We start from the raw sequence: 25,165 nt of genomic DNA, 5'->3' as shown, positions 1-25,165 counted from the left end.
GCGTTTCCTCACTTCGGCGGGCGCTGGCGCCCGACGTACAGCACCAGCGCCGTGACGGCCAGGCCCACCCAGGTCGACAGCACCAGCACGACCAGCATGCGGCCGCCGTACTGCGCCAGCAACGGCAGGTGCACGATCACGCCGACGCCGACCGGCACGAACAGCAGCGACAGGTGCGACAGCAGGAAATCGGCGCAGGCCGCGACCGGCGTGCGCACCGGTTCCCAGCGCAGGGCCACGAGCAGCAGCACCATGCCGATGACGGGGCCGGGAAACGGCAGGTGCAGGCCGCGCGCCAGCAGCTCGCCCAGCGATTGCAGCGCCAGCAGCCAGGCGAGACCGCGCAGGGGGATCATGGTGTGGTGAACCAGTGGTGGAGGTCGAGGCCGCCAGTACCGACGACCAGCGGCCTGGCTGCCGGATACGCCGTGCGGAACGCGTCGAGCCCGGACACGTTGCCGCGTTGCCGGCCGCTCTTGACCTCCAGCGCGAACAGTTCCCGCCCATCGGGCAGCACGTAGTCGACCTCACGGCCGGCCTCGTGCCAGTAGTACAGCGCAGGCTGCGTGCTGCTGTGCGTGAGCCGGCGCGCCAGCAGTTCGGCGCCGACGGCGCTTTCCACCAGGCGGCCCCACTGCTCGGGCGTGGCGCGCAGCTGCGCGAAACCCCAGCCTTCGGCCACGGCCAGCGCGCCCATCAGCGCCGTGTTGTAGACCTGCAGCTTCGGGCTGGAGGCGCGCTGGCGCAGCGCCTGGCCGGAGTATTTCTGCAGTCCGCAGACCATGCCGGCGCCTTCCAGCAGCTGCAGGTAGTGCGCCAGCGTGGTGGTGTTGCCGGCATCGGCCAGCTGGCCCATCATCTTCTGGTAGCTGAGCATCTGGCCACTGTAGCGGCAGGCCAGGTCGAACAGCCGGCGCAGCAGCGCGGGCTTTTGCACCGGGGCCATGAGCAGCACGTCCTTGCTGATGGTGGTCTCGATCAGCGCGTCGCGGATGTAGGCGGCCCAGCGGGTCTCGTCGTGCACCAGTGGCGCCGCACCCGGGTAGCCGCCGAAGAAGATGTATTGCTCCAGCGTGAAATCGAAGGCCTCGCGCATCTCTGTGTAGCGCCAGTGGCCCAGGCGGGTGATCTCGAAGCGGCCGGCCATGCTCTCGGTGAGGCCGCGCGCGATGAGCAGCGGGGCCGAGCCGAGCACCACGGCGCGCACGTCGCGGCCGGCGGCCGTGTCTTCGTCCCACAGACGCTTGACCTCCTCGGTCCACCCGGGGAGCTTCTGCACTTCGTCGAGCACCAGCACGCAGGCACCGGCCTGTGCAGCCAAGCCGCGCGCGGTTTCCCATTGCGTGGCCAGCCAGCTGGCGCCTTGCAGGCCCGGGCTGTCGGCGCTGACGCTGTGCTGCGCGATGCGCTCGTCTGCCAGTGCGGCCAGTGCCTGGCGCACCAGCGTGGTCTTGCCCACCTGGCGTGGGCCGGCCAGTACCTGCAGCAGACGGCGCGGCTCGCGCAGGCGTTCGACAAAAGCGGGCAGTGCTGCGCGCTGGATTTGAAGGGGCATCTGAAATTACTCAATGCATTGAGATGATTTACTCAATGGACTGAGTAATTTAACTCAACGCATTGAGCAGATCAGAAGCGCGGCAGATCCGGATGCGCGATCTTGCCGCCGCGCACCAGCATCTTTCCGTACTCGGCGCAGCGGTTCAGCGTGGGGATCACCTTGCCGGGGTTCAGCAGGCCCTTGGGGTCGAAGGCGTGCTTGATGCCGAACATCTGCGCGTTCTCCTCGGCGGAGAACTGCACGCACATGCTGTTGAGCTTCTCCACGCCCACGCCGTGCTCGCCGGTCACGGTGCCGCCCATGGCCACGCTGGTCTCCAGGATGTCGGCGCCGAACAGCTCGCAGCGGTGCAGCTGGTCCGGGTCGTTGGCATCGAACAGGATCAACGGGTGCAGGTTGCCGTCGCCCGCGTGGAACACGTTGGCGCAGCGCAGGCCGTACTTCTTCTCCATCTCGGCGATCGCCAGCAGGATGTCGGCCAGCCGCTTGCGCGGGATGGTCGAGTCCATGCACATGTAGTCGGGGCTGATGCGGCCCGAAGCGGGGAAGGCGTTCTTGCGGCCGCTCCAAAAGCGCAGGCGCTCGGCCTCGTTCTGGCTCACCGTGATGGCGGTTGCGCCGCATTCGCGCAGCACCGCGCTCATGCGGCCGATCTCTTCCTCGACCTCCTCGGGCGTTCCGTCGCTCTCGCACAGCAGGATGGCCTCGGCCGTGAGGTCGTAGCCGGCGCGCACGAAGTCTTCCACAGCAGCGGTCATGGGCTTGTCCATCATTTCCAGCCCGGCCGGGATGATGCCGGCCGCGATCACGGCGGCGACCGCGTCACCGGCTTTGCGCATGTCGTCGAAGCTGGCCATGATGCAGCGCGCCAGTTGCGGCTTGGGCACCAGCTTGACGGTGACCTCGGTGGCCACGGCCAGCATGCCTTCGGAGCCGATGGCCAGCGCCAGCAGGTCCAGGCCAGGCGTGTCCAGCGCTGCGCTGCCGAAGGTGACGGGCTCGCCCTCGGCGGTGAAGCCGCTGATCTGCAGCACGTTGTGCACCGTGAGACCGTACTTCAGGCAATGCACGCCGCCCGAGTTCTCGGCCACGTTGCCGCCGATGGTGCAAGCGATCTGGCTGGAGGGGTCGGGCGCGTAGTACAGGCCGTGCGGCGCCGCCGCTTCGCTGATGGCCAGGTTGCGCACGCCGCATTGCACGACGGCCGTGCGGCTCACCGCGTCCATCTTGAGGATGCGGTTGAACTTGGCCATGGAGAGCGTCACACCCTGGGCGTGCGGCATGGCGCCGCCGGACAGGCCGGTGCCGGCGCCGCGCGCGACCACGGGCACGCCCAGCGCGTGGCAGGTCTTGAGCACGGCCTGCACTTGTTCATACGTTTCGGGCAGCGCCACGGCCATGGGGCGCTGGCGGTAGGCCGTGAGGCCGTCGCATTCGTAGGGCGTGGTGTCTTCGGGCTGCGACAGCAGCGCGTGCGCGGGCAGCACGCGGCGCAGTGCGGCCAGGGTATCGGCAGGGGGCGGGGCAGTGGCGGCCATGGTGTCTTTCGTGGGGCCGGCAGACTTTAAGCCAGCCGCTCGCGGCCAGGCTGAGGAATGTTCAAGCGCCGCGTGAAGCGGCTTCAGGCCAGCGCCTGGCGCAGCCAGTCGGAGAAGGCCGCGCACTCCCAGCGGTCCATCGTGCCGGTGCGCCAGCACAGGTAGTGCGCGTGCGGGCTGGGCACGCTGTCGGTGAAGGCGGGCGTGGTGCCCAGGCGCACCAGCGCGCCGCTGTCGAGCCAGGGCGCGGCCAGCTTCAGCCGCACCAGAGCGATGCCCATGCCCGCGGCGGCGGCATCGCACATGAGGCCCACGTCGTTGAACTGCGAACCTTCGCCGGGCTCGGGCCAGTCCAGCTTGCGGGCCGCGAACCAGGTGCGCCAAGGGTCCAATGCCGAACGCAGCAGGCGCTGGCCTTCCAGGTCTTCAGCCTGGGTGAAGGGGCCGCCGGCTTCGCGCAGGTAGCTCGGTGCGGCCAGCGGCGTGACCTCGTCGCGCGCGAGCAGCAAGTGCTCGACATCGGCATAGCGGCCGGCGCCGAAGCGCACCATCAGGTCGGCATCCTCGGCCACCACGTCCAGCAGCGGGATGCTGACCTGCAACAGCAGGTCGATCTCGGGGTAGGCCTCGGTGAACTGGCGCAGCCGCGGGATCAGGATGGCGCGCGCGAAGGTCGGCGTCACGGCCAGGCGCAGCTTGCGCTTGCCCGGCGCCGGCTGGGCGCCCGGGAAGCGGCCCAGCATGGCCAGGCCCTCGCGCACATGGGCGAGGTACTCGCTGCCCTCTGTGGTCAGCGAGAAGTCGGCGCGGCCGAACAGCTTGGTACCGATGCTTTGCTCCAGCTGGCGCACGCGGTGGCTGACGGCGCTGGGCGTGACGCACAACTCGTCGGCCGCCAGTGTCACGCTGCGCAGGCGCGCCAACGCCTCGAAGGTCAGCAGGCACTGGATCGGCGGAATGCGGGCGGTGGCAGCCATCGTCCGATTGTCGTTGCAGCCGCCGGCCTACGTGGTGCCCAGGTGCCCCAGCTACACTCGAAGACCCACGCCAAAGAGAGTGCCCACTTGTCCGATCGCCTTGCCGTCCTGCCGCAATACCTGCTGCCCAAGCACCGTCTGACGCGGTTCGCAGGGCGGGTCGCATCGGCCCGGCGCGGCGCGCGCACCACGGCGCTGATCCGCTGGTTCGTCAACAAGTACGGCGTCGACATGGCCGAGGCGGCCGATCCAGACATCGCGTCCTACCTCAGCTTCAACGAGTTCTTCACGCGGGCGCTCAAGGACGGCGTGCGGCCGCTGGCGCAGGCCGATCTGGTCTGCCCGGTCGATGGCGCCATCAGCCAGTTCGGCCGCATCGAGGACGACCAGATCTTCCAGGCCAAGGGGCATGCCTATTCCACGCGTGCGCTGGTCGGGGGTGATGCGGCGCTGGCCGAGTATTTCCGCCATGGCAGTTTCGCCACGCTGTACCTGAGCCCGCGCGACTACCACCGCATCCACATGCCCTGCGACGGGCGGCTCACACGCATGGTCTACGTGCCGGGCGAGCTGTTCTCCGTCAATCCGACGACGGCGCGCGGCGTGCCGGGCCTGTTCGCGCGCAACGAGCGCGTCGTCTGCGTGTTCGAGACGGCCCATGGCCCGTTCGTGCTGACGCTGGTGGGTGCCACCATCGTCGGCAGCATGGCGACGGTGTGGCACGGGGTGGTGAACCCACCGCGCCTGGGCGAGTTGCGCGAATGGCGCTACGAGGGCAGAGAGTCCGTCACGCTGCGCCAGGGCGAGGAGATGGGGCGCTTCCTGCTCGGATCCACCGTGGTCATGCTGTTCCCACAGGGGCCGCTGGCCTTCAACGCTGACTGGGCGCCGGCCCGCGCGGTCCGCCTGGGCGAGCGCATGGCCGACTGGGGTTCCCCCGCTACTTGAAGATCACGGTCTTGTGGCCGTTCAGCAGCACGCGGTGCTCGCTGTGCCACTTGACCGCGCGCGCCAGCACCTGGCTCTCGGTGTCGCGGCCCATGGCCGTCAGGTCTTCCACGGTCTTGCTGTGGTCGGCACGGGCCACGTCCTGCTCGATGATGGGACCTTCGTCCAGATCGGCTGTCACGTAGTGCGCCGTGGCGCCGATCAATTTCACGCCGCGGTCGTGCGCCTGGTAGTAGGGCTTGGCACCCTTGAAGCTGGGCAGGAACGAGTGGTGGATGTTGATGGCCCGGCCGGACAGCTTGCGGCACAGGTCGTCCGACAGGATCTGCATGTAGCGCGCCAGCACCACCAGCTCGGCGTTCTCGCCCTGGATCACCTCGTGCGCGCGGGCCTCGGCCTGGGCCTTGGTGGCGCCGGTCACCGGGATGTGGTGGAACGGCACGTTGTAGCTGGCCGCCAGCTGGTAGAAATCGCGGTGGTTGGAGACGATGGCGCGGATGTCCACCGGCAACAGGCCGCTCTTCCAGCGGAACAGCAGGTCGTTCAGGCAATGGCCTTCCTTACTGACCATGATGACGGTGCGCATGGGTTCGGCCGTGGCATGCAGGCTCCAGCGCATCTGGAAGCCCTCGGCGAACGGGGTCAGCTGGGCCTGCAGCGTGGCGTGGTCGTCCACACTGGCGAAACGCACGCGCATGAAGAACAGGCCGGTGGCGTGGTCGTTGTACTGGGCCGCCTCTTCGATGTTGGCGCCGCGCTCGAACAGGAAACCAGAGACGGCGTGGACGATGCCGGTGCGGTCGGGGCAGGACAGAGTCAGGATGTAGGAGGCGCTGGTCGTCGTCATAGGGGCGCGATTGTCGCAGCCCCTCGCTTCACCCGCCCAGGCGCTGGCGCAGGGCCGCGCAGTGGTCCCGGGCCGGCAGCGCGGGTGTGGTCCACACCGTGTCGAAGGCCGGTGATGCGGCGGCCGAGCCGCCGGCCTGCAGACGCACGGCGCGCGCCGTGAAGCCGGGCGGCAGGTGCTGCGGCACGCCGAGCTGCCGGTCGACATGCCCGCTGCCAGCCAGCATCACCACCACTTGGCCAGTCCGGGCTGCGGCCTGCAGTGCGCGGGCCATGGACTGGTCGCGCGCGATCTGGATGCGGGCCATGGGCGCCAGTTGGGTCGCGGGCAGCAGCCCGCAATGGCCGACGCGGATGGCCTCCCGCTGCGCGAAAAGGGCGGGTGGCGCCAGTGCTGCGTCCAGCGTCTCGTCCTGCATGACAGCGGCAAAGCGCGCACGTGGCAGGTTGCCACCCAGCACCGGAACGCCTGCCTGCACGGCCGCCATCACCGCCGGGCCGTAGGCGGCCCAGGGCCAAGCCTGGTCGTTCCATTGCAGCGCCTGGCGCACGGCCGCTTCGTCCGCCTGCGGCGACAGGCCGGCTGTGGTCCGGCCGGCGTCGGCCATTTCGACGACCAGGGCCGCGAGCAGGCCGCGGCCGGACACCTGGCGCACGACGCGGGCATGGGCCTGTTGGTGTTCGGGAGCGTCGTGTTGCTCGCCCAGCAGGATGGCGTCGGCCGGCAGCAGGGCTGAAATCCCGTCCTCTGGGCGCCCGCTGGCGCAACCGCCCAACAAAAAGGCCACCAGAACGGTGGCCAGGATGACAAAAATGCGCGGGGCCGCTTGCATGCCCCGATGATGCACCGGGCCGGCGATGGCCGGCCCGGTGGGTCAATGCATCACGACCGGGTTCTGCGCTAGTTCGGCATAGCGGTCCAGCGTGTCCTCGACCTCTTCCTGGGTCGGGGTATGGGCCCGCCAGGCGGCGATCTGTTGCTGGAACAGTTCGGCCCACGAGCCGTCCAGGTAGACCTCCTTGCCGGAGCGCTTGTCGACGATCTCGAAGCCGTGGCGCTCCAGGGCCGGATGGGCGGCAGGCTCCGCGTCCGTCTCCTTCGCGCGCGCGACCAGGCCCACGCCATCCTGCATCTGCACGTCGATGTCACCGGCGTGCGGCTCCATGTGGACCACCACGAAGGAGTCGGAGTCATACAGCATGTTCATGTCGGTGCCCTTTCCAATTGGCGCTATCTTGCTCCCTACATTGCAACTTCCGGGCCGGTTTCAAGGCCGGACTGTGGTAGTCCTGCGACTACTTGCCAGAAAAACGCCGTTCAGGGGCTGTCCACGCTGCGCAGCAGCTGATCCACGAAGTCGCCGTTGGGCTGGGTGATGCGCACCCGCACCGGCATGTAGGCCAGGCTCGGGGCCAGCCAGGCCTCGACCTTCTGGTCGAACTCCTTGCGCGGGTTGCGCATGAGCTTCCACGTCTGCAGGTTGTCGTAGGGCAGATAAGACAGCTCCTCGCCCTGCATCGTGAAGGTCCAGACATCGGCGTCGCGCGGGCCGACCACGGGCAGGGTGATGCTGGCGCCGGCCCCGAAGCGGGCCGGGTCTCCCGCCACCATGCTGGAAAGCTGCAGCAGCACGCTGAGCTGGTCCTGCGCATCGGGCAGCAATGGGGCGCTGGGCGTGTTGGCGCTGAAGCTGACGATGCCCTTGTCGCGCTCGAAATGCGCGGCCAGGTCGCGCTTGCGCCATTTGTCGGAGAAGCGCGCTGGTTCCAGGCCGCGTTCGCTGAGCTTGCCGCTGCTGGTGCGCACGCGCGAGCCGATCAGGAAGGCGCTGTACTCCAGCCGCGCGTCGTAGGTCTTGCCATCCTGCAGCCACAGCAACTCGCCCAGGGCATGGTAGGTCTGCTGCTTGGCCTCACCCGTCAGCGTGTACTTGAGCCGCACCGAGCCCGGGATGCCCAGGGCCAGCGCGGTGGCGGGGGCGGGTGGCGCAGCCGGCTCTGGCGCTGGGGCTGGGGCTGGGGCAGGCGCCGGTCCCGCTTCTGGCGCAGAGGCGGCCGGCGCTGGCGGCTCGGGCTGTGAGGCGGCTTCTTCTGCAGGGGCAGCAGCCGGATCGGGCTGAGCCGCTGCTGGTTCCGGTGCCGCCATGGCGATGGGCGCCTCTGCCGCGGGCGCGGGTGGTGGTTCTGCAGCTGGGGCGGGCCGCGGCCTCCTGCGCGGCGGCGGTGGGGGCGGCGGCGGCGCAGGTTCCGGTGCCGCGGCCACGGGCGCTTGCGGCGGTTGCACCACGATGCTGCGTGTGGTGAAGGCCCGCGTCTGCGCGAGATCTGGGGGCGCCAGCACGGCCGGCAACTGCTGCAGGGCCACCAGGTGTGCCAGGACCACGGCCACGCCCAGCGCCAGCAGCGGCCGGCTGCTGTGCGAATTGCTTGTATCCTGCGCGCCACCGGCCGCCATGCGATCTGCTTGCACGCCCGGATTGTCTGCCGGGCGCTGGCCCGGCGCCATCGAGCCCCACCGATCACCCCATGAAACTTGCCACCTACAAGGACGGCTCGCGCGACGGCCAGCTGGTCGTCGTCTCGCGCGACCTGGCCAGTGCGCACTACGCCACCCACGCCGCCCACCGCCTGCAGCAGGCGCTGGACGACTGGAATTTCATCGCCCCGCAGCTGCAGGACTTGTACGACGCGCTGAACGCCGAGCGCGCGCGCCACGCCTTTCCGTTCGATCCGCGCCAGTGCATGGCGCCGCTGCCGCGCGCCAGCCACTGGGCGCTGGCCCAGGCCTGGGAGCACGGACTGGAGCCCGCCGACGCGGCCGATCCCGGCTTCCGCCTGGCCGCAGGCGACAGCCTGTGTGGCCCCTGTGATCCGCTGGTGCTGGCTGCTGAACAGCTGGAGATGGACTTCGGCGCCGGCCTGGCCGTCGTCACCGGCGACCTGCCACAGCGCGCGAGCCCGGCCCAGGCATTGGAGGGCGTGCGCCTGCTGCTGCTGGCCAATGCCGTGCAACTGCAGGCGGGCGGCCTGTCGGCCGTGCAGCGCCTGCCTGCCACCGCCTTCGGCCCGGTGGCGGTGACGCCAGACGAACTCGGCGAGACCTGGGCCCAGGGCCGCGTGGGCCTGGCGCTGCAAACCAGCTGGAACGGCCGGCGCGTGGGCATTGCCGATGCCGACGAAGACATGCGCTGGTCTTTCGGCGAGCTGATCGCCCACCTCTGCGCCACGCGCAGCCTGCGTGCCGGCAGCATCGTGGGCGCTGGCACGGTGCGCCAGCGCGGTGTCGACAACGGCAAGCGCCGGGACTGGCCCAAGGGCTATCACGCGATCGCCGACAAGCGCGCCTTCGAGCAGGCGCAGGACGGCGAGGCCCGCACCGCCTTCTTGCGGCTGGGCGACACGGTGCGCACCGAGATGAAAGACGGCGCGGGCCACAGCCTGTTCGGCGCGATCGAGCAGGAGGTGGTGGCGCTGGACCGTGCCGACACATCGACCAGCGGCTTCGCGCCGGTGCAGTAAGCTGCACGCGTATCCAAAGACCCCCGATCCAGGAGGAGACCCATGAGCAACGAGACACCCGGCGCCGGCTTCGGCAAGTTCGTCCCCGGCTTCGACTTCCTGCAAAGCCTGGCCAAGGGGGCGGCGCAGAGCATGCCCCAGATGCCCGGCCTGGGCGGTTGGGTCGCCCCCACGCTGAGCGTGGAAGACCTGGACAAGCGCATCACCGAACTCAAGGCCGTGCAGTTCTGGCTGGACCAGAACGCCATGGCGCTCAAGGCCACGATCCAGGCGCTCGAAGTGCAGAAGATGACGCTGGCCACGCTCAAGGGCATGAACGTGAGCATGGCCGAGGTGGCGAAGGCCTTCACCGTGCAGCCGACCGAAGCCGCCGAGCCGCGCGCACCCGCGCCGCCGCCCGCGGCCCGGGCCGCAGCCGAGCCCGCGCCCGCTGCCGCTCCGCAGGCCGAGGAAGCCGCCGATGCAGATGCCGATGCCGCACGGCCCGGCGTGATCGACGCCATGCAATGGTGGGGCGCGCTGACCCAGCAGTTCCAGCAGATCGCCGCCACCGCCATGAAGGAGGCCGCGGCCCACGCCAAGCCTGAGCCTGGCGCGGCCCCCGCAGCGGCGCGCCCACGCGGCGCCAGCAAGACGGCCGCTGCGCCCTCCAAGAAGGCTGCACCCACCAAGAAGGCGGCACCGCGCAAGCGTGCCACTTGACGCGCGGCGCGGCGCGCCCATGCCTGCCATGGGGCCAAGTGCCGCGGTCTGCGCGACCCGTGGCAGGATGACCCCATGAAGCTTTTTCCCTACGCCCACGCGACCCACCCGCAGTGGCGCATGGCCGCCGGCCTGGTGCTGGCGCAACTGCGCGCGCAGCTGGCCTTGCCGGACTACGCCAGCGCGCCCTCGCTGGCGCTGCTCTACATCACCGACCACTACGCCAGCGCGGCCCAGGACATCCTGGACCATCTGAGTGCCGAACTGCCCGAGGTGACCGACTGGTCCGGCACTGTCGGCGTGGGCATCGCCGCCAACAACGTCGAGTACTTCGACGAGCCCGCCATGGCTGTCATGCTGCTGGGCCTGCCCGCGCACCAGTACCGCGTGTTCTCGGGCGTGGCGCCGCTGGGCATGGCCTTCGAGGCGCACACCGCCCTGGTCCATGCCGACGGCAATACCCAGGATCTGTCCGAGCTCGTGGCCGAGATGGCCGGCCGCACCGACACGGGCTACCTGTTCGGCGGCCTGGCCTCCAGCCGCTCCAGCACCGTGCAATTCGCCACCGGCGGCAACGGCAACATCAAGGGCCAGGGCGGCGCGCGCGGCGTGTTCCATGGCGGGCTGTCGGGCGTGGCCTTCACGCAGGACGTGGCCCTGAGCTCACGCGTGACCCAGGGCTGCCAGCCCATCGCGCCCGAACGCAGCGTGACGGCCTGCGAGGGCAACGTGGTCACTGCGCTCGATGGCGAACCCGCGCTGCAAGTGCTGCTCGGCGACCTCGGCGTCTCCCTGGACGAACCGCGCGAGGCCCTGGGGCGCGTGCGTGCCACGCTGGCCGGCCTGCGTGCCGCACCGGGTGCGGCCGGCAGCGACGCCGTGCGCCGGCCCGGCAGCTTCGGCCCCGATGTGCGCGTGCGCCACATCATCGGCCTGGATCCTGCGCGCGAGGGCGTGGCGGTCGCCGAGGCGCTGGAGGTCGGCATGCGTCTGTCCTTCTGCCAGCGCAATGCCCAGGCGGCGCGGGCCGACCTGGTCCGCGTCTGCGCCGAGATCCGCGAGGAACTGGAGCCCGAGGACATGCCGGCCGAGGCCGCGCTCGCGCTGTCGAGCAACCTGGCGGCCTCGGCGCCGCACCCGGCGCGGCGCATGGCCGGTGCCATCTACGTGAGCTGCGCGAGCCGCGGCGGCGCGCACTTCGGCGGTCCCAGCGCGGAGCTGCAGATCGTGCGCCACGCGCTCGGCGACGTGCCGCTGGTCGGCTTCTTCGCGGGCGGCGAGATCGCCCGCCACCACCTGTACGGCTATACCGGCGTGCTGACGGTGTTCACCGCGCCCGCCTGAGGGCCGCCGCAGCGGCGTCATGGCGCGGCATCGACAATCGCCGCCGCCATGACCGACCACAACGAACACCCCAACCAGTTCGCCCTGCTGCGCCAGCGCCGTTTCGCGCCGTTCTTCTGGACGCAGTTCTCGGGCGCGGCCAACGACAACCTCTTCAAGTTCGCCTTCACGGTGATGGTGACCTACCAGCTGAGCGTGGCCTGGCTGCCGCCGGCCATGGCGGGGCTGGTGATCGGCGCGCTGTTCATCCTGCCGTTCCTGCTGTTCTCGGCCACCAGCGGGCAGCTGACGGACAAGCTGCCCAAGACGCAGGTGATCCGCTTCGTCAAGAACCTGGAGATCGCCATCATGGCCGTGGCGGCGCTGGGTTTCCTCACCGACGACGTGGGCCTGCAGGTGCCGCTGCTGCTGGCCTGCACCTTTCTCATGGGCCTGCACTCCACGCTGTTCGGGCCGGTGAAGTTCGCCTACCTGCCGCAGGTGCTGCACGAGCGCGAATTGACGGGCGGCAACGGCATGGTGGAGATGGGCACCTTCGTCGCCATCCTGCTGGGCAACATCGTGGGCGGGCTGTTGATCGCGCTGCCGGGCGTCGGCCGCACTTACGTGGCCGTAGGTTGCGTGGCCCTGGCGCTGCTGGGCCGCCTGGCGGCGCAGGGCATCCCGCAACTGCCGGCCACCGACCCGCAGCTGCGCATCAACTGGAACCCGGTCAGCGAGACCTGGCGCAACTTGAAGCTCGCGCACGGCAACACCGTGGTGTTCCGCTCGCTGCTGGGCATCAGCTGGATGTGGTTCTTCGGGGCGGTGTTCCTGAGCCAGTTCCCCAGCCTGGCCAAGGAGGTGCTGCACGGCGACGAGCACGTGGCCTCGCTGCTGCTGGTGGTGTTCTCCATCGGCATCGCCACCGGTTCGTTGCTGTGCGAGGTGCTGAGCAGGCGCCAGGTGGAGATCGGCCTGGTGCCGCTGGGCGCCATTGGCATGAGTGTCTTCGGCGTGGACCTGTACTTTGCGCTGCGCGGCCTGCCGGCCTCCAGCCTTCTGGGCCTCTCGGAGTTCCTGGCCCGGCCCGCGCACTGGCGCGTGATGGCCGACCTGGTGCTGCTCGCGCTGTCGGCCGGCCTGTACAGCGTGCCCATGTACGCGCTGATCCAGCTGCGCAGCCCGGCCACGCACCGGGCGCGCATCATCGCGGCCAACAACATCCTCAACGCGCTGTTCATGATCGCCAGCAGCCTGATCGCAGGCAGCCTGCTGGGCGCCGGCTTCACGGTGCCGCAGGTGTTCCTGTTCGTGGCCCTGGCCAATGCCGCCGTGGGGCTGTACATCTTCCTGCTGGTGCCCGAGTACCTGCTGCGCTTCATCGCCTGGGTGCTGTCGCACTTCGTCTACCGCTTCCGCGTGCGCGGCGACGCCCACATCCCGCTGGGCGGCCCGGCCGTGCTGGTGTGCAACCACGTGAGCTTCGTCGACGCCATCCTGCTCATGGCCGCCAGCCCGCGGCCGATCCGCTTCGTGATGGACCACCGCATCTTCCGCGTGCCGGTGCTGGGTTGGCTGTTCCGGCTGGCCAAGGCGATCCCGATCGCGCCGCAGAAGGAAGATCCAGCGGCGTACGCCAGCGCCATGGCCGCCGCGGGCCAGGTGCTGCGAGAGGGCGACCTGCTGGGCATCTTTCCCGAGGGCGCCATCACGCGCGACGGCAGCCTGCAGGCCTTCAAGGGCGGCGTGGCCAAGATCCTGGCCCAGGCCCGCGCTGACGGCCTGGCCGTGCCCGTGGTGCCGATGGCGCTGACCAACCTGTGGGGCTCGTACTTCAGCCGCATCGAGTCCGGCGGGGCGATGGTGCGGCCGTTCCGGCGCGGTGCCTTCAGCCGCGTGGGCCTGAACGTGGGGCCCGCGCTGGCGGCCCAGGCGGCGACACCCGAGGCGCTGCAGGGCGCGGTGGCCGCCTTGCTGGCCCAGCAACCGGGACAATGAGCGCCATGGCCAATGCACTGCGTCTGTCTGAAAAGTGGTTTCGCCGCGGCCTGTGGCTCGTGGCCTTCGTGTTCGCCAGCTTCCTGATCGGCTTGGGCGGCAGCATCGTGGGCGACCTGCCGCAGGTCGAGCGCAGCCTGCAGCTGGACGACTTCATCGACCGCACGGCCGCCGAACCGCTGCGCACCCAGCTGCGCGAGGGCGAGCGTGCGCAGCAGGCGTCGGAGGCCGCGCGCGAACAGGCCGAGCTGGCCTTGCAGGTGGCGCAGCAGGCCACGGCCGCTGCGCGCGAGACCTTCACCAACTGGCTGGCGACGCGGCGCGCCACCGCGCAGCCCGACCAGGATGCGGAGCTGATCGCGCGCACCCAGGCCCTGGACGCGCTGAAGGCAAGGGAAGGCGAGGCACAGCGCCGCATCGACACGCTGCGGCAGGCCGAGCTGGACCAGGCCCAGCAGCTGGACGGCGTGCGCGCCCAGCTGAACGAACTGGAGTCCGCAGCGCACGAGCTGCTGCAGGCGGAGCAGCGCCGCATGGAGCTGCGCGTGTTCGGCTACCGCCTTGCGCTGACGCTGCCCCTGCTCGCGCTGGCCGGCTGGCTCTTCGCCAGGAAGCGCAAGAGCACCTGGTGGCCCTTCGTCTGGGGCTTCATCTTCTTCGCGCTGTTTGCGTTCTTCGTCGAGCTGGTGCCCTACCTGCCGAGCTATGGTGGCTATGTGCGCTACATCGTGGGCATCGTGCTGACGGTGCTGGCCGGCCGCTACGCCATCGTGGCGTTGAACCGCTACCTGGCGCGCCAGCGGCTCGCCGAAGACCAGCCCGACGCGGTGCGCCGCAACGAGCTCAGCTACGACACCGCGCTGACGCGGCTGGCCAAGGGGGTGTGCCCCGGTTGCGAGCGCGGGGTCGATCTGAAGGACCCGGCGATCGACTACTGCCCGCACTGCGGCATCCACCTGTTCGACCGCTGCGCGGCATGCCAGGCACGCAAGAGCGCGTTCTCGAAGTTCTGCTACGCGTGCGGCACGTCGGCCGCGCGCCCGGCGGCTGGTGGCTGAGCCTGCTCGGTGCGGATGCTCAGCACCCATTCGCGCCAGACCGCCACCAGCAGCGCCATCAGCACCGGGCCGACGAACAGGCCGACGAAGCCCATGGTCTTGACGCCGCCCACCAGCCCGAAGAAGGTCGGCAGGAAGGGCAGCTTGACCGGCCCGCCCACCAGGTGCGGGCGCAGCGTCTTGTCGACGATGAAGAGCTCGACCGAACCCCACAGGAACAGGCCCACGCCCGCCGCGAGATGCCCGGCGCCCACCAGGTACAGCGAGACCAGCGTGAACGACAGCGGCGCGCCGCCCGGGATCAGCGCCATGAAGCCCGTGACCACGCCCAGCAGCACTGGCGAGGGCACGCCCGCCACCCAGTAGGCCACGCCCAGCACCAGGCCCTCGCCCAGCGCGATCAGGCCCATGCCCGTGACGGTGGAGCTGACCGTGGCCGGCACCACGCGCGAGAAACGCTGCCAGCGCTGCGGCAGCGTGCGCTCGCCCACCACGTCGAGCTGGGCCGCCAAGCGCGCGCCGTCCTTGTAGATGAAGAACAGCGTGATCAGCATGAACAGCAGCGTGAGCGCCAGCTGCAACAGATTGCCCGTGGTGGCCAGCGCCAGCCGATAGATGTTGCCGATGTGCTGGCCGCTCAGCAGTTCGACCCATTCGCCCAGGGCGCCCGGCGCGCCCAGGTGCTCGACCCACCACTGCGCCATGCGCTGGCCGACCATCGGGAACTCCTGCACCCAGCGCGGCACCACCGCGCCCACGCGGTTGGCCTTGAGCAGCCATTGCACGAAGGTGACGGCTTCCTGCAAGGCGTAGTGCAGCGCCAGCGACAGCGGCACCACCAGGCCCACCACGACCACCAGCGTGGCCAGGCTGGCGGCCAGCGCGGTGCGCCCACCGCAGCGCTGCACCAGCCGTTCGTACAGCGGCCAACTGGCGAAGCCGATGATCAGCGCCGCCAGCACCGGCACCAGGAAACCGCTGAAGAAGTAGACGCCGGCGGCCAGCACCAGCAGCAGCAGCACGCGGGCGATCAGGGGGGCTTGCAGGACCGGGCGCATGGGCGGTGTCTCGGGGTGAGCGGTGCGGCCGGTCAGCGCACGCGGGCTCGGGATAGGGCGGAGCTGAAAAGTATAGACACCCGCCGTAGCGCGACTCCGGAGCCCTTTCGGCCCCGACGGCCATGCGTCAATCCACGGTGATCCGGGCCGCGGCGATGGTTGCTGCCAGTTCCTTCTTCTCCTGCGCGAGGTAGTCGGCGAACTGGGCCTGCGTCATGGCCATCGGCGCAAAGCCGGCGTCGGCCAGGCGGCGCTGCGTGTCCGGCTCGGCCAGCACGGCGGCGGTCTCGCGCGCCAGCCGGGCCGCGATGGCGGCATCGGTGCCGGCCGGCAGCAGCAGGCCCTGCCAGGCCAGCACGTCCAGGCCCGCGAATGCGGCCGTCTCCGACAGGCTGGGCGTGTCCGGCAAGGTGGCGGCGCGCTGGCGCGAGGTGACGCCGTAGCCCTTGACCTTGCCCTCGCGCACCATGCCCTGGGCCAGCGCCACGGGCAGCACCGCCAGATCGATCTGGCCACCGGCCAGTTCGGTCAGCACCTGCGGGCCGGACTTGTAGGGCACGTGGACCATGTCGAGCGCGGCCTTCTGCTTGAGCATCTCGGCCGTCACGTGCAGGCTGGTACCCACACCGTCGGTGCCGAAGTTGAACTTGCCGGGCTGGCTGCGCACGAGTTTGACGAGTTCAGCCGCGTTGGCCGCAGGCAGGTCCGGCCGGCCGACCAGCACGAAGGCCGAGGCCGCAACGGGCACCACGGGCAGCAGCTCCTTGAGCCCGTCGTACTTGAAGCGGCCGGGCGAAACCAGCGGCGCCACCGTGACCGGGCTGGCCACGCCGAACAGCAGGGTGTAGCCATCGGCCTTGGCCTTGATCACGCGCTGCGTGGCGATGGTGCCGGAGGCGCCCACGGTGTTCTCGACCACCACGGGCTGGCCCAGGCGTTCGGCCAGCCGGGGCATGACGACGCGGGCGGCCACGTCCACGCTGCCGCCGGCCGAGAACGGCACGACGGCGACGATGGGCTGGCTCGGCCAGGAGCCGCCCTGGGCCTGGGCCAGCAGCGGCAGAGTGAGCATCAGGGCGGATGCGAGGCGACGGGTGATGGGCATGGTGGGCATCTCGTGGAAAGCAGGAATCACGCCTTGAGCCAGGGCAGCGCCGAGGCCGGATAGCGGAAGGTCTGGAACACGCTGTTGAGCCGGCCCGGGCCGGTCTTGCGCGCGGCCGCGTCGGGGTATTCGGCAAACCAGGGCAGGATGAATTCCCAGACCACCTCGCCCTGGGGATTGACCTCGAACAGCCGGCCCGTGGCCGATTCGGTGATGTGGGTGTTGCCGTTCCACAGCCGCTGGGCGTTGCCCATGAAGGCCGTGTAGAACGCGTTGACCATCTCGTCCTGGTAGCTCCAGACGACGGCGTTGCTGCGCGGGTCGACCTCGACCACGCGCGAAAAGCCCACGTGCGCGCCCTCGCGGAAGTTGCCGTTGTCGAAGGCCAGCACATTGCCGTTGGGCAGCGGCACCGGCGCATGCTGGTGCGAGACCACCGAGGGCGGGATGTGCTGCTGCACAGCGCCGCTGGCCTTGTCCACGCCGATGATGCCGGCCGTGGTGCGCAGGCTCATGAGCACCGTGCCGTCGGCCTGCACGCCCAGGCCGTTGACCAGCGGCCAGTGGTAGCGGCCGAAGCCGGGATGGATCGGGAAGTCCTCGGGGTTCAGATGCTCCCAGGCCTTCCACTCCCAGACCAGCTTGCCGGCGCGATCGACCTCGCGGATGACGTCGCCGTACATCGTCTCGTTCTCGCCGTGGGCGGTGCCGCCAGGCACGCGCGCGGCGAAGCCCTCTGGCACCGGCGCGCAGGCCGCGTAAAGCAGGTTGCCGTTGGGCAGCCACTGCGCGTCGTGGTGGTGGGCCGGATCCTGGTAGCGCCAGACGGTTTCGCCGGCCGGCGTGACCTCGTAGAAATCACCGCCGTGCCACATCGACCAGGGTGCATAGCGGTCGGGCGAATCGGCGTGGTTGCCGTTGTAGCCCAGGTTGCCATTGGGCAGGATCACGGCATGGCGGCCCGCGCGCACGGGCATCTGCCACTCATGCGCCACCCGGCCTTCGATGTCGATCAGGTAGACCTTGCCGCCAGCCGTCTGCGGCGCGATCAGCGTGTAGCCGCCGGCGCTGGCGGCGGGGTCGTGGGCAATGAGGCCGACGCCGCGGCGGCGTTGGGTGATCTGGTCGACGGTGGTGGCCATGGGATTGCTCCTGCAAGGGGTTGCGATGGAGCGAATTCTGGGGACCGCCTTGCGTCTGGAATAGCGAAACGTTTTTGCATGGGCGTCAACTTTTTTCTTACACTCGGCCGATGCCCGCGATCTCCCAGGCCTTCCGCTGCTTCGACGAGGTCGCGCGCCGCGGCTCGGTGCGCAAGGCGGCCGAGACGCTGCACCTCACGGCCGCCGCCGTGAACCAGCAGGTGCTGAACCTGGAAGCCACCGTGGGCGTGCCGCTGTTCGACCGCCTGCCGCGCGGCATGCAGTTGACGACGGCCGGCGAACTCATGATCGCGGCCGTGCGCCGCAGCCAGCGCGACTTCGACAACGCGCTGTCGCAGGTGGAAGACCTGCGCCAGGTGCGGCGCGGCCATGTCAACGTGGGCGTGCCCTATGCCACGGCCGAGCACCTCTTGCCGCAGGTGATCGAGAACGTGCAGAAGAGCCATCCCGACATCACGTTCAGTGTGCGTTCGGGCAACGGCGAGGCGCTGCAGCGCTGGGTGGCCAACGGCGAGATCGACGTCGCCTTCTGCCTGCGCCGCAAGCCGCCGCCCGGCGTGGAGGAGGTGCGCGCCTACGCGCAGCCGCTGGGCGTGGTCACGGCGCCCGGCCACCCCCTCACGGCCGCGCCACGCCTGCTGCGCCTGCGCGACTGTCTGGACCATTCGCTGATCATGCTGTCACCCGAGATGGAGCTGCGCAGCCTGCTCGAGCGGGTGGACCCGCGGCTCACGCGGCTGGGCCGGCCGCTGGTGGAGACGAGCTCGGTGCCGATGGTGCGGCGGCTGGTGGCCGGCAGCCAGGCCGTGAGCTTCCTGGTGCCCGACAACGTGGCCGAGGACGTGGAGGCCGGCCGGCTGGTGTGGGTGGGCCTGGAAGACCAGGGCGCCGCGCTGCACAGCTGCATCTACCAGCGCTCGGGCTATTCCACGGCGGTGGCGATGGGCCTGTTCCTCGAAGCGCTGGACGTGGAGATCAACACCATCCGCGGCCGCTTCGACACGCAGCATGCACTGCGCTTGCAGGCCTTCGCGAACTGAGCAAGATCAGCCGCCGGCCGGCGCTTCGGCCCAATCCTCCAGCCGCAGGCCCGGTACGCGCGTTAACTCCCGGGTGTTGTGCGTCACCAGCACCCAGCCCTCGGCACGCGCGTGCGCTGCCAGCCAGAGGTCGTTGTTGCCGATCGGCTGGCCGAGCCGCTGCAGGCATGCGCGGATGTCGCCGTAGTGCTCGGCGGCTGCCACCGGGAGGGGGCAGGGCTGGATGGTCAGGACCAGCTGCGCGATGGTGGCCAGCGCACGGTCCCGGGCCTGGCTTTTCTCGGCGCCGAAGCGCAGTTCGCCCACCGTGATCGCGGACATGGCCAGGCTGCCCAGGGCATGCCGCTCGAAATGCCGGCGCACCGCAGGCGGCTGGCTCTTGGCGATATAGATGCAGATGTTGGTGTCCAGCAGGTAGCGGACGGCGGCGCGGGCCATGGAGCAGCTGGCTCAGAACGCGTCGCGCTCCTGCGGCGGGGCATCGTCCCGACCCTCTGCCATGAAGTCCGGCGGCAGGCTGGCCAGCAGGTCGAACACCGCGGTGGCGGGTGGCGGTGTCTGGCGCAGCACGATGTCATCGCCCTGGCGGAAGATCTCCACCTGGTCCACATCCAGGCGGAACTCCCTGGGCAGCCGGACGGCCTGGCTGTTGCCGGACTGAAAGACGCGGGCGAAGGTCATGGGCGGCTCCTGCGGTATGTATCTACATTGAGTATATACATCGCGCGCGCAGGCCGTGCAGCCACCTGCCAGACCTCAGACGCCGCGCGCCCTGTCGCGTGCGAACTGCGCGCGGAACTCCGTGAAGGTGCCTGCTTCCAGCGCCGCGCGGATCTCGGCCATCAGGCTCAGGTAATAGTGCAGGTTGTGGATGGTCGTCAGCATCGGCCCCAGCATCTCGCCGCAGCGGTCCAGATGGTGCAAATAGGCGCGCGAGAAGCCGCCCGCCCCTTTGGCCACGCCGCTGGTGCCGGCGCAGGCATGGCAGGTGCAGGTTTCGTCCAGCGGGCGCTCGTCGCTGCGGTGCTTGGCGTTGCGGATCTTGAGGTCGCCGTAGCGGGTGAAGATGGTGCCGTTGCGCGCGTTGCGCGTGGGCATCACGCAGTCGAACATGTCTACGCCCTGGGCCACGCCCTCGACCAGGTCTTCGGGCGTGCCCACGCCCATCAGATAGCGCGGCTTGTGCGCCGGCAACCGGTGCGGCGTGTGCGCCATGATGCGCAGCATTTCGGGCTTGGGCTCGCCCACGCTGACGCCGCCGATCGCATAGCCCGGGAAATCCATCTCCACCAGCTGCGCGAGCGATTCCTCGCGCAGGTGCTCGAACATGCCGCCCTGCACGATGCCGAACAGCGCGTTCGGGTTCTGCAACCGCGCGAATTCGGCCTGGCAGCGCCTGGCCCAGCGCACGCTGAGTTCCATCGAGGTGCGGGCCTCGGCCTCGGTCGTGATGTGGCCCTTGGTGTCGTAGGGCGTGCACTCGTCGAACTGCATCACGATGTCGCTGTTCAGGATGGTCTGGATCTCCATGCTGATCTCGGGCGTCAGGAACAGCTTGTCGCCGTTGACGGGCGAGGCGAACTTCACGCCCTCCTCGCTGATCTTGCGCATGGCGCCCAGGCTCCAGACCTGGAAACCGCCCGAGTCCGTCAGGATGGGCTTGTTCCACACCTCGAAGCGGTGCAGGCCGCCGAAGTGGCGCACCACGTCCAGGCCCGGGCGCATCCACAGGTGGAAGGTGTTGCCCAGGATGATCTGCGCACCCATCTCTTCGAGCGAACGCGGCATCACGCCCTTGACCGTGCCGTAGGTGCCCACGGGCATGAAGATGGGCGTCTGCACCACGCCGTGGTTCAGCGTGAGCGTGCCGCGGCGGGCGTGGCTGTCGGGGTCGGTGTTCAGCAGGTCAAATTGCAGCATGGTCGTCTCTGGGAGCGTGGTCGGCAGAAATACGGGCCCGCGTGGGGCCTGCAAGGGGGTGCAGGCTAGGCGCCGGCCGCAGCGCGGGCTGGCCGCCTGCGCAAGGACGGCAACGACGCATGCGCCCCCTTGCAGGCCCCACCCTTCGGGCCGGGGCGATTGGCGGCGCCATCCTTCGTTGCCGGCTCGTTGTGTGATGCATCACACGGCCTCCCCGGCGCCTCGGCTTGCGCCGCCACTCGCCCCGGCGCGGGCCCGCATTTCTGCCGACCACGCTCCTTCAAGCAGCATGGCGTCGCCATAGCTGAAGAAGCGGTAGCCCTGGGCTATGGCGTGGCGGTACAGGCCCATGATGTGCTCGTAGCCCGCGAAGGCGGAGACCAGCATCATGAGCGTGGACTTGGGCAGGTGGAAGTTGGTCAGCAGCAGGTCCACCACCTGGAAGCGGTGGCCCGGGCGGATGAAGATGCTGGTCTCGCCCTCGGTCTGGCCGCTCTGGGCCCAGGACTCCAGCGTGCGCACCGTGGTCGTGCCCACGGCCAGGATGCGGCCGCCGTTGGTGCGCGTGCGCTCCAGCGCCGCCAGCGTGGCGGGCGGGATCGCGTACCACTCGCTGTGCATGCGGTGGTCGTCCAGGTCCTCGGTCTTGACGGGTTGGAACGTGCCTGCGCCCACGTGCAGCGTGACGCTGGCGCGCCCCACGCCCCGGGCGTCCAGTGCTGCCAGCACGGCTTCGTCGAAGTGCAGCGCGGCCGTCGGCGCAGCCACCGCGCCGGGCGCACGCGCGAACACGGTCTGGTAGCGCTGGGCGTCCTCGGCCGAATCGGTGTGCGTGATGTAGGGCGGCAGCGGCACGTGGCCGTGTGCTGCCATCAGGTCGTGCGGCGTCTCGCCGGCCGGGCCGGTGAACGCCAGGCGGAACAGCGGGCCGTCGTCCTCGGGCCAGCGGCCCAGCAGTTGCGCCGTGAAGCCGCCCGCCATGTGCAGCACCGTGCCGACCGGCGGCTTCTTGCTGACCTTCATGTGGGCCACGACCTGGTTGCCCACGAGCACGCGCTCGACCAGCAGTTCGAGCTTGCCGCCGCTGGGCTTCTCGCCGAACAGTCGGGCCTTGATCACCTGGGTGTCGTTGAACACCAGCAGGTCGCCGGCCTGGAGCAGGCCGGGCAGCTCGCGGAACACGCGATCGGTGGCGGGGGAACTGCGGCCATCGAGCAGGCGCGAGGCGCTGCGTTCGCAGGCCGGGTGTTGCGCCACCAGTTCGGGAGGCAGCGAGAAATCGAAATCGGACAGGGTGTAGGAGCGCATGGCTTGAGGGCCGGACAGGCCCGTTCCAAGAAGGGGCGGGATTCTCCCATGGCCCCGGAGGCGGCGGGCACAATGCCTTCCATGTCCTCTGCCAGCACTCCCATCCGCTTCGGCTCCGGTCCGCAGCACGTGCTGGTGACCGGGGGCACCGGCTTCATCGGCCGCCTGCTGGTGCGGGCCCTTGTGCAGGACGGGCACCGCGTGAGCGTGTGGACGCGCGACCCGGCGGCCTCGGCGCGCCGCTTCGGCGACGGCGTGGCCTGCGTGGCCACCTTGCAGCAGCTCGCGCCGTGCGACGTGGTCGTCAACCTGGCCGGTGCGCGCATCCTGGGCTGGCCGTGGACGGCGTCGCGCCGCGCCACACTGCTGGCCAGCCGCGAAGGGCTCACGCGCCAACTGGTCGACTGGATCGCCGCGCAGCCGCACAGGCCCTGGCTGCTGCTGTCGGCGTCGGCCATCGGCTACTACGGCGTGCAGCCGGCCGGCAACGACGCGGCCCTGGACGAGACGGCGCCACCGCAGCCGATGTTCATGTCCGAGCTGTGCCAGCGCTGGGAGCAGGCGGCCTTGCGTGCCGCAGAGTTCGGCCTGGCCGTCGTGCGGCTGCGCTTCGGCGTGGTGCTGGGGCGCGAGGGCGCGTTGCCGCAGATGCTGCTGCCGGTCCGCCTGGGGCTGGGCGGTCCGCTGGCCGGCGGGCGGCAATGGTTCAGCTGGGTGCATGTGCACGACCTGCTGCGCGCCATCGCCCACACCTGGACGCTGGCGGATGCCGCGCGGGCCGCAGGCCAGCCGCCGGCCACGCCGGTCTACAACGTCACCGCGCCCGGCGCACTGCGCCAGGCCGAGTTCAGCCGTGCCGCGGCCCGGCAACTGGGTCGGCCCAGCTGGTTGCCCACGCCGGGTTTGCCGCTGCGCCTGGCGCTGGGCGAGCAGGCCGAGCTGCTGACCGAGGGCCAGCGCGTGGTGCCACGCCAGCTGCTGGCCAGCGGCTTCGCGTTCCGTTTCCCGGACGTCGGCGCCGCGCTCGCAGACCTTTGCTGAGCGTGGCTGTCGACCGATCGCGCGAGAGTCCGGCGCAGCGTGCGCTGCGCAAGCTGGGCCTGCGGCGCCCGATCGACCTGGCGCTGCACCTGCCGCTGCGCTACGAGGACGAGACCCGCATCACGGCGCTGGCCGACACGCACGATGGCGATGTCGTGCAGATCGCCGCCACGGTGGTCGGCAGCGAGATCCGGCCCGGCCCGCGCCGCCAGCTGCTCGTGACCGTGGACGACGGCACCGACCGCTGCCTGTTGCGCTTCTTCAGCTTCTACCCTTCGCACCAGAAGGCGCTGGCGCCTGGTGCGCGCATCCGCGTGCGCGGCGAGGTGCGCGGCGGCTTCGCCGGGCGGCAGATGCTGCATCCGCAGTTCCGGCCCGACACCGGCGAGCTGCCCACCGCGCTGACGCCGGTCTACCCGACCACGGCCGGCCTGCCGCAGAGCTACCTGCGCAAGGCGGTGCTGGCCGGCCTGGCGCGGGCCGATCTGTCGGAGACGCTGCCGGCGCAGGTGCAACATGCGCACTGGAGCCTGCGCACGGCGCTCGACTTCCTGCACCACCCCACGCCCGAGGTCTCGCTGGCCGCGCTGGAAGACCGCAGCCACCCGGCCTGGCAACGGCTCAAGGCCGAGGAACTGCTGGCGCAGCAGCTGTCGCAGCTGACCGCCAAGCGCGAGCGCGACCAGCTGCGTGCGCCGCGACTGCAAGCCATGGCCGGCGCCGTGCACGACGGGCTGCTGGCGGCGTTGCCCTTCGCACTGACGGGCGCGCAGCAGCGCGTGGTGGCCGAGATCACCGCCGACCTGGCGAAGCCGCAGCCGATGCACCGCCTGCTGCAGGGCGACGTGGGCTCGGGCAAGACGGTGGTAGCCGCGCTGGCCGCTGCGGTTTGCATGGACGCCGGTTGGCAGTGCGCACTGATGGCGCCCACCGAGATCCTGGCCGAGCAGCATTTCCGCAAGCTCGCCGACTGGCTGGAGCCGCTGCTGGCCGCGCGCGGCCGTGGCATTGCCTGGCTGGGCGGGGGGCAGAAGAAGAAGGAGCGCGAAGCCGTGCTCGCGCGCATCGCCAGCGGCGAGGCCGCGCTGGTCGTCGGCACCCATGCCGTGATCCAGGACAAGGTGCAGTTCCAGCGCCTGGCGCTGGCCGTCATCGATGAACAGCACCGCTTCGGCGTGGCGCAGCGCCTGGCCCTGCGCGGCAAGCTGGCGCGCGATGGTCAGGAGCCGCACCTGCTGATGATGAGCGCGACGCCCATCCCGCGCACGTTGGCCATGAGCTACTACGCCGACCTGGACGTCTCCACCATCGACGAGCTGCCGCCGGGGCGCACGCCGGTGGTCACGCGCGTGGTGAACGAGGGCCGGCGCGACGAGGTGGTCGCGCGCATCGGCGAGCAGCTGCGCGAGGGCCGGCAGGTCTACTGGGTCTGCCCGCTGATCGAGGAGAGCGAGGCCGTCGACCTCGTCAACGCCACGGCCACGCACGCCGAGCTGTCCGACGCGCTGCCCGGCGTGCTGGTCGGCCTGCTGCACGCGCGCATGGCGCCCGCCGAGAAGAAGGCCGTCATGGCGCTGTTCACCGAGGGCCTCATGGGCGTGCTGGTCAGCACCACGGTGATCGAGGTCGGCGTGGACGTGCCCAACGCCTCGCTGATGGTCATCGAGCATGCCGAGCGCTTCGGCCTGTCGCAGCTGCACCAGCTGCGCGGGCGCGTGGGCCGCGGCGCAGCGGCCTCGGCGTGCGTGCTGCTGTACGCCACCGGCGATGCGCCGCGCCTGGGCGAGACCGCGCGCGCACGGCTCAAGGCCATGGCCGAGACCACCGACGGCTTCGAGATCGCGCGGCGCGACCTGGAGATCCGCGGCCCCGGCGAGTTTCTGGGCGAGCGCCAGTCCGGCGCGCCGCTGCTGCGCTTCGCCGACCTGGAGGAAGACGCGGCGCTGCTGGCCTGGGCGCGCGAACTGGCGCCGCAGATGCTCGATGCCCACCCCGATCTGGCCGAGCGCCACGTGCACAGATGGCTTGGCGGAAAAGCGGAATTTCTCAAGGCCTAGCAG

Annotated in this window: 24 protein-coding genes; 9 read left to right on the top strand and 15 right to left on the bottom strand. The window is 70.3% G+C overall.

Annotation, left to right across the window (positions count from 1 at the left end):
* Positions 1-8: 8 nt before the first annotated feature.
* The 4 genes from DES41_RS16470 to DES41_RS16455 form a co-directional block, all read right to left on the bottom strand.
* Positions 9-356, bottom strand: a complete 348-nt coding sequence (locus tag DES41_RS16470; RefSeq protein ID WP_114468736.1) for a CidA/LrgA family protein — start codon at positions 354-356, stop codon at positions 9-11.
* Positions 353-1,555, bottom strand: a complete 1,203-nt coding sequence (locus DES41_RS16465) for an ATP-binding protein (protein ID WP_114468735.1) — start codon at positions 1,553-1,555, stop codon at positions 353-355. The genes DES41_RS16470 and DES41_RS16465 overlap by 4 nt, the downstream gene beginning before the upstream one ends.
* A 71-nt stretch (positions 1,556-1,626) precedes the next feature.
* Positions 1,627-3,096, bottom strand: a complete 1,470-nt coding sequence (locus tag DES41_RS16460) for an FAD-linked oxidase C-terminal domain-containing protein (RefSeq protein WP_114468734.1) — start codon at positions 3,094-3,096, stop codon at positions 1,627-1,629.
* Positions 3,097-3,179: 83 nt separating this feature from the next.
* Positions 3,180-4,073, bottom strand: a complete 894-nt coding sequence (locus tag DES41_RS16455) for a LysR substrate-binding domain-containing protein (RefSeq protein WP_114468733.1) — start codon at positions 4,071-4,073, stop codon at positions 3,180-3,182.
* A gap of 87 nt (positions 4,074-4,160) precedes the next feature.
* On the opposite strand from DES41_RS16455, the gene asd reads away from it, so the two are divergent.
* Positions 4,161-5,021, top strand: a complete 861-nt coding sequence (gene asd / locus DES41_RS16450) for an archaetidylserine decarboxylase (protein WP_114468732.1) — start codon at positions 4,161-4,163, stop codon at positions 5,019-5,021.
* Here asd and purU read toward each other — a convergent pair.
* The 4 genes from purU to DES41_RS16430 all read right to left on the bottom strand — a co-directional run bounded on the left by purU (position 5,014) and on the right by DES41_RS16430 (position 8,337).
* Positions 5,014-5,868, bottom strand: coding sequence for a formyltetrahydrofolate deformylase (gene purU, locus DES41_RS16445; protein WP_114468731.1), 855 nt, complete (start codon positions 5,866-5,868; stop codon positions 5,014-5,016). The genes asd and purU overlap by 8 nt on opposite strands.
* Positions 5,869-5,896: 28 nt before the next feature.
* The gene (locus DES41_RS16440; protein ID WP_114468730.1) at positions 5,897-6,700 is read right to left on the bottom strand and encodes a ChaN family lipoprotein; all 804 of its coding nucleotides are present in this window, start codon (positions 6,698-6,700) and stop codon (positions 5,897-5,899) included.
* 42 nt (positions 6,701-6,742) lie between these two features.
* On the bottom strand, positions 6,743-7,075 hold the full coding sequence (locus DES41_RS16435; RefSeq protein ID WP_114468729.1) for a BTH_I0359 family protein: 333 nt from the start codon (positions 7,073-7,075) through the stop codon (positions 6,743-6,745).
* A 110-nt stretch (positions 7,076-7,185) separates the two neighbouring features.
* Positions 7,186-8,337, bottom strand: a complete 1,152-nt coding sequence (locus DES41_RS16430) for a DUF3108 domain-containing protein (protein ID WP_245965738.1) — start codon at positions 8,335-8,337, stop codon at positions 7,186-7,188.
* 56 nt (positions 8,338-8,393) lie between these two features.
* On the opposite strand from DES41_RS16430, the gene DES41_RS16425 reads away from it, so the two are divergent.
* From DES41_RS16425 to DES41_RS16405, 5 genes are all read left to right on the top strand, one after another.
* On the top strand, positions 8,394-9,386 hold the full coding sequence (locus DES41_RS16425) for a fumarylacetoacetate hydrolase family protein (protein ID WP_114468728.1): 993 nt from the start codon (positions 8,394-8,396) through the stop codon (positions 9,384-9,386).
* Between the two features lie 42 nt (positions 9,387-9,428).
* A complete protein-coding gene (locus DES41_RS16420; protein ID WP_114468727.1) occupies positions 9,429-10,088 on the top strand; it encodes a PhaM family polyhydroxyalkanoate granule multifunctional regulatory protein in 660 nt (219 codons plus the stop codon).
* A gap of 75 nt (positions 10,089-10,163) precedes the next feature.
* Positions 10,164-11,432: an FIST signal transduction protein gene (locus DES41_RS16415; RefSeq protein ID WP_114468726.1), complete on the top strand. Its 1,269-nt coding sequence runs from the start codon at positions 10,164-10,166 to the stop codon at positions 11,430-11,432.
* A 48-nt stretch (positions 11,433-11,480) separates the two neighbouring features.
* Complete coding sequence (locus tag DES41_RS16410; RefSeq protein ID WP_114468725.1) at positions 11,481-13,412, top strand: MFS transporter; 1,932 nt, start codon at positions 11,481-11,483, stop codon at positions 13,410-13,412.
* Between the two features lie 5 nt (positions 13,413-13,417).
* A complete protein-coding gene (locus tag DES41_RS16405) occupies positions 13,418-14,470 on the top strand; it encodes a zinc ribbon domain-containing protein (RefSeq protein ID WP_114469016.1) in 1,053 nt (350 codons plus the stop codon).
* On the opposite strand, the gene DES41_RS16400 is transcribed toward DES41_RS16405, so the two are convergent.
* The 3 genes from DES41_RS16400 to DES41_RS16390 form a co-directional block, all read right to left on the bottom strand.
* Entirely contained in the window at positions 14,425-15,528 is a 1,104-nt protein-coding gene (locus DES41_RS16400; protein WP_114468724.1) for an AI-2E family transporter, read from the bottom strand. The genes DES41_RS16405 and DES41_RS16400 overlap by 46 nt on opposite strands.
* A 127-nt stretch (positions 15,529-15,655) precedes the next feature.
* Positions 15,656-16,633 (bottom strand): Bug family tripartite tricarboxylate transporter substrate binding protein, encoded by a 978-nt coding sequence (locus tag DES41_RS16395; RefSeq protein ID WP_114469015.1) that lies wholly within the window; start codon positions 16,631-16,633, stop codon positions 15,656-15,658.
* A 26-nt stretch (positions 16,634-16,659) separates the two neighbouring features.
* Complete coding sequence (locus DES41_RS16390; protein WP_114468723.1) at positions 16,660-17,775, bottom strand: aryl-sulfate sulfotransferase; 1,116 nt, start codon at positions 17,773-17,775, stop codon at positions 16,660-16,662.
* Between the two features lie 110 nt (positions 17,776-17,885).
* Between DES41_RS16390 and DES41_RS16385 the strand changes: the two genes are divergently transcribed.
* Positions 17,886-18,836, top strand: coding sequence for a LysR family transcriptional regulator (locus tag DES41_RS16385; RefSeq protein WP_114468722.1), 951 nt, complete (start codon positions 17,886-17,888; stop codon positions 18,834-18,836).
* A 6-nt stretch (positions 18,837-18,842) separates the two neighbouring features.
* Here DES41_RS16385 and vapC read toward each other — a convergent pair whose 3' ends face one another.
* The 4 genes from vapC to queA form a co-directional block, all read right to left on the bottom strand.
* On the bottom strand, positions 18,843-19,274 hold the full coding sequence (gene vapC / locus DES41_RS16380) for a type II toxin-antitoxin system tRNA(fMet)-specific endonuclease VapC (RefSeq protein ID WP_114468721.1): 432 nt from the start codon (positions 19,272-19,274) through the stop codon (positions 18,843-18,845).
* Between the two features lie 12 nt (positions 19,275-19,286).
* On the bottom strand, positions 19,287-19,517 hold the full coding sequence (locus DES41_RS16375) for an antitoxin (protein WP_114468720.1): 231 nt from the start codon (positions 19,515-19,517) through the stop codon (positions 19,287-19,289).
* A gap of 75 nt (positions 19,518-19,592) precedes the next feature.
* Positions 19,593-20,756, bottom strand: a complete 1,164-nt coding sequence (tgt, locus tag DES41_RS16370) for a tRNA guanosine(34) transglycosylase Tgt (protein WP_114468719.1) — start codon at positions 20,754-20,756, stop codon at positions 19,593-19,595.
* 201 nt (positions 20,757-20,957) lie between these two features.
* Entirely contained in the window at positions 20,958-22,064 is a 1,107-nt protein-coding gene (queA, locus tag DES41_RS16365; protein ID WP_114468718.1) for a tRNA preQ1(34) S-adenosylmethionine ribosyltransferase-isomerase QueA, read from the bottom strand.
* A gap of 81 nt (positions 22,065-22,145) precedes the next feature.
* On the opposite strand from queA, the gene DES41_RS16360 reads away from it, so the two are divergent.
* Positions 22,146-23,105, top strand: coding sequence for a TIGR01777 family oxidoreductase (locus tag DES41_RS16360; RefSeq protein ID WP_245965737.1), 960 nt, complete (start codon positions 22,146-22,148; stop codon positions 23,103-23,105).
* Entirely contained in the window at positions 23,099-25,162 is a 2,064-nt protein-coding gene (recG, locus tag DES41_RS16355; protein ID WP_114468716.1) for an ATP-dependent DNA helicase RecG, read from the top strand. Before DES41_RS16360 ends, recG begins: the two co-directional genes overlap by 7 nt.
* Positions 25,163-25,165: the final 3 nt, after the last annotated feature.

The sequence above is a fragment of the Pseudorhodoferax soli genome, from assembly GCF_003337555.1.
In the GTDB taxonomy this organism is placed as follows: Bacteria; Pseudomonadota; Gammaproteobacteria; order Burkholderiales; family Burkholderiaceae_C; genus Pseudorhodoferax; species Pseudorhodoferax soli.
This window is presented reverse-complemented; position numbering and strand designations above follow the sequence as displayed.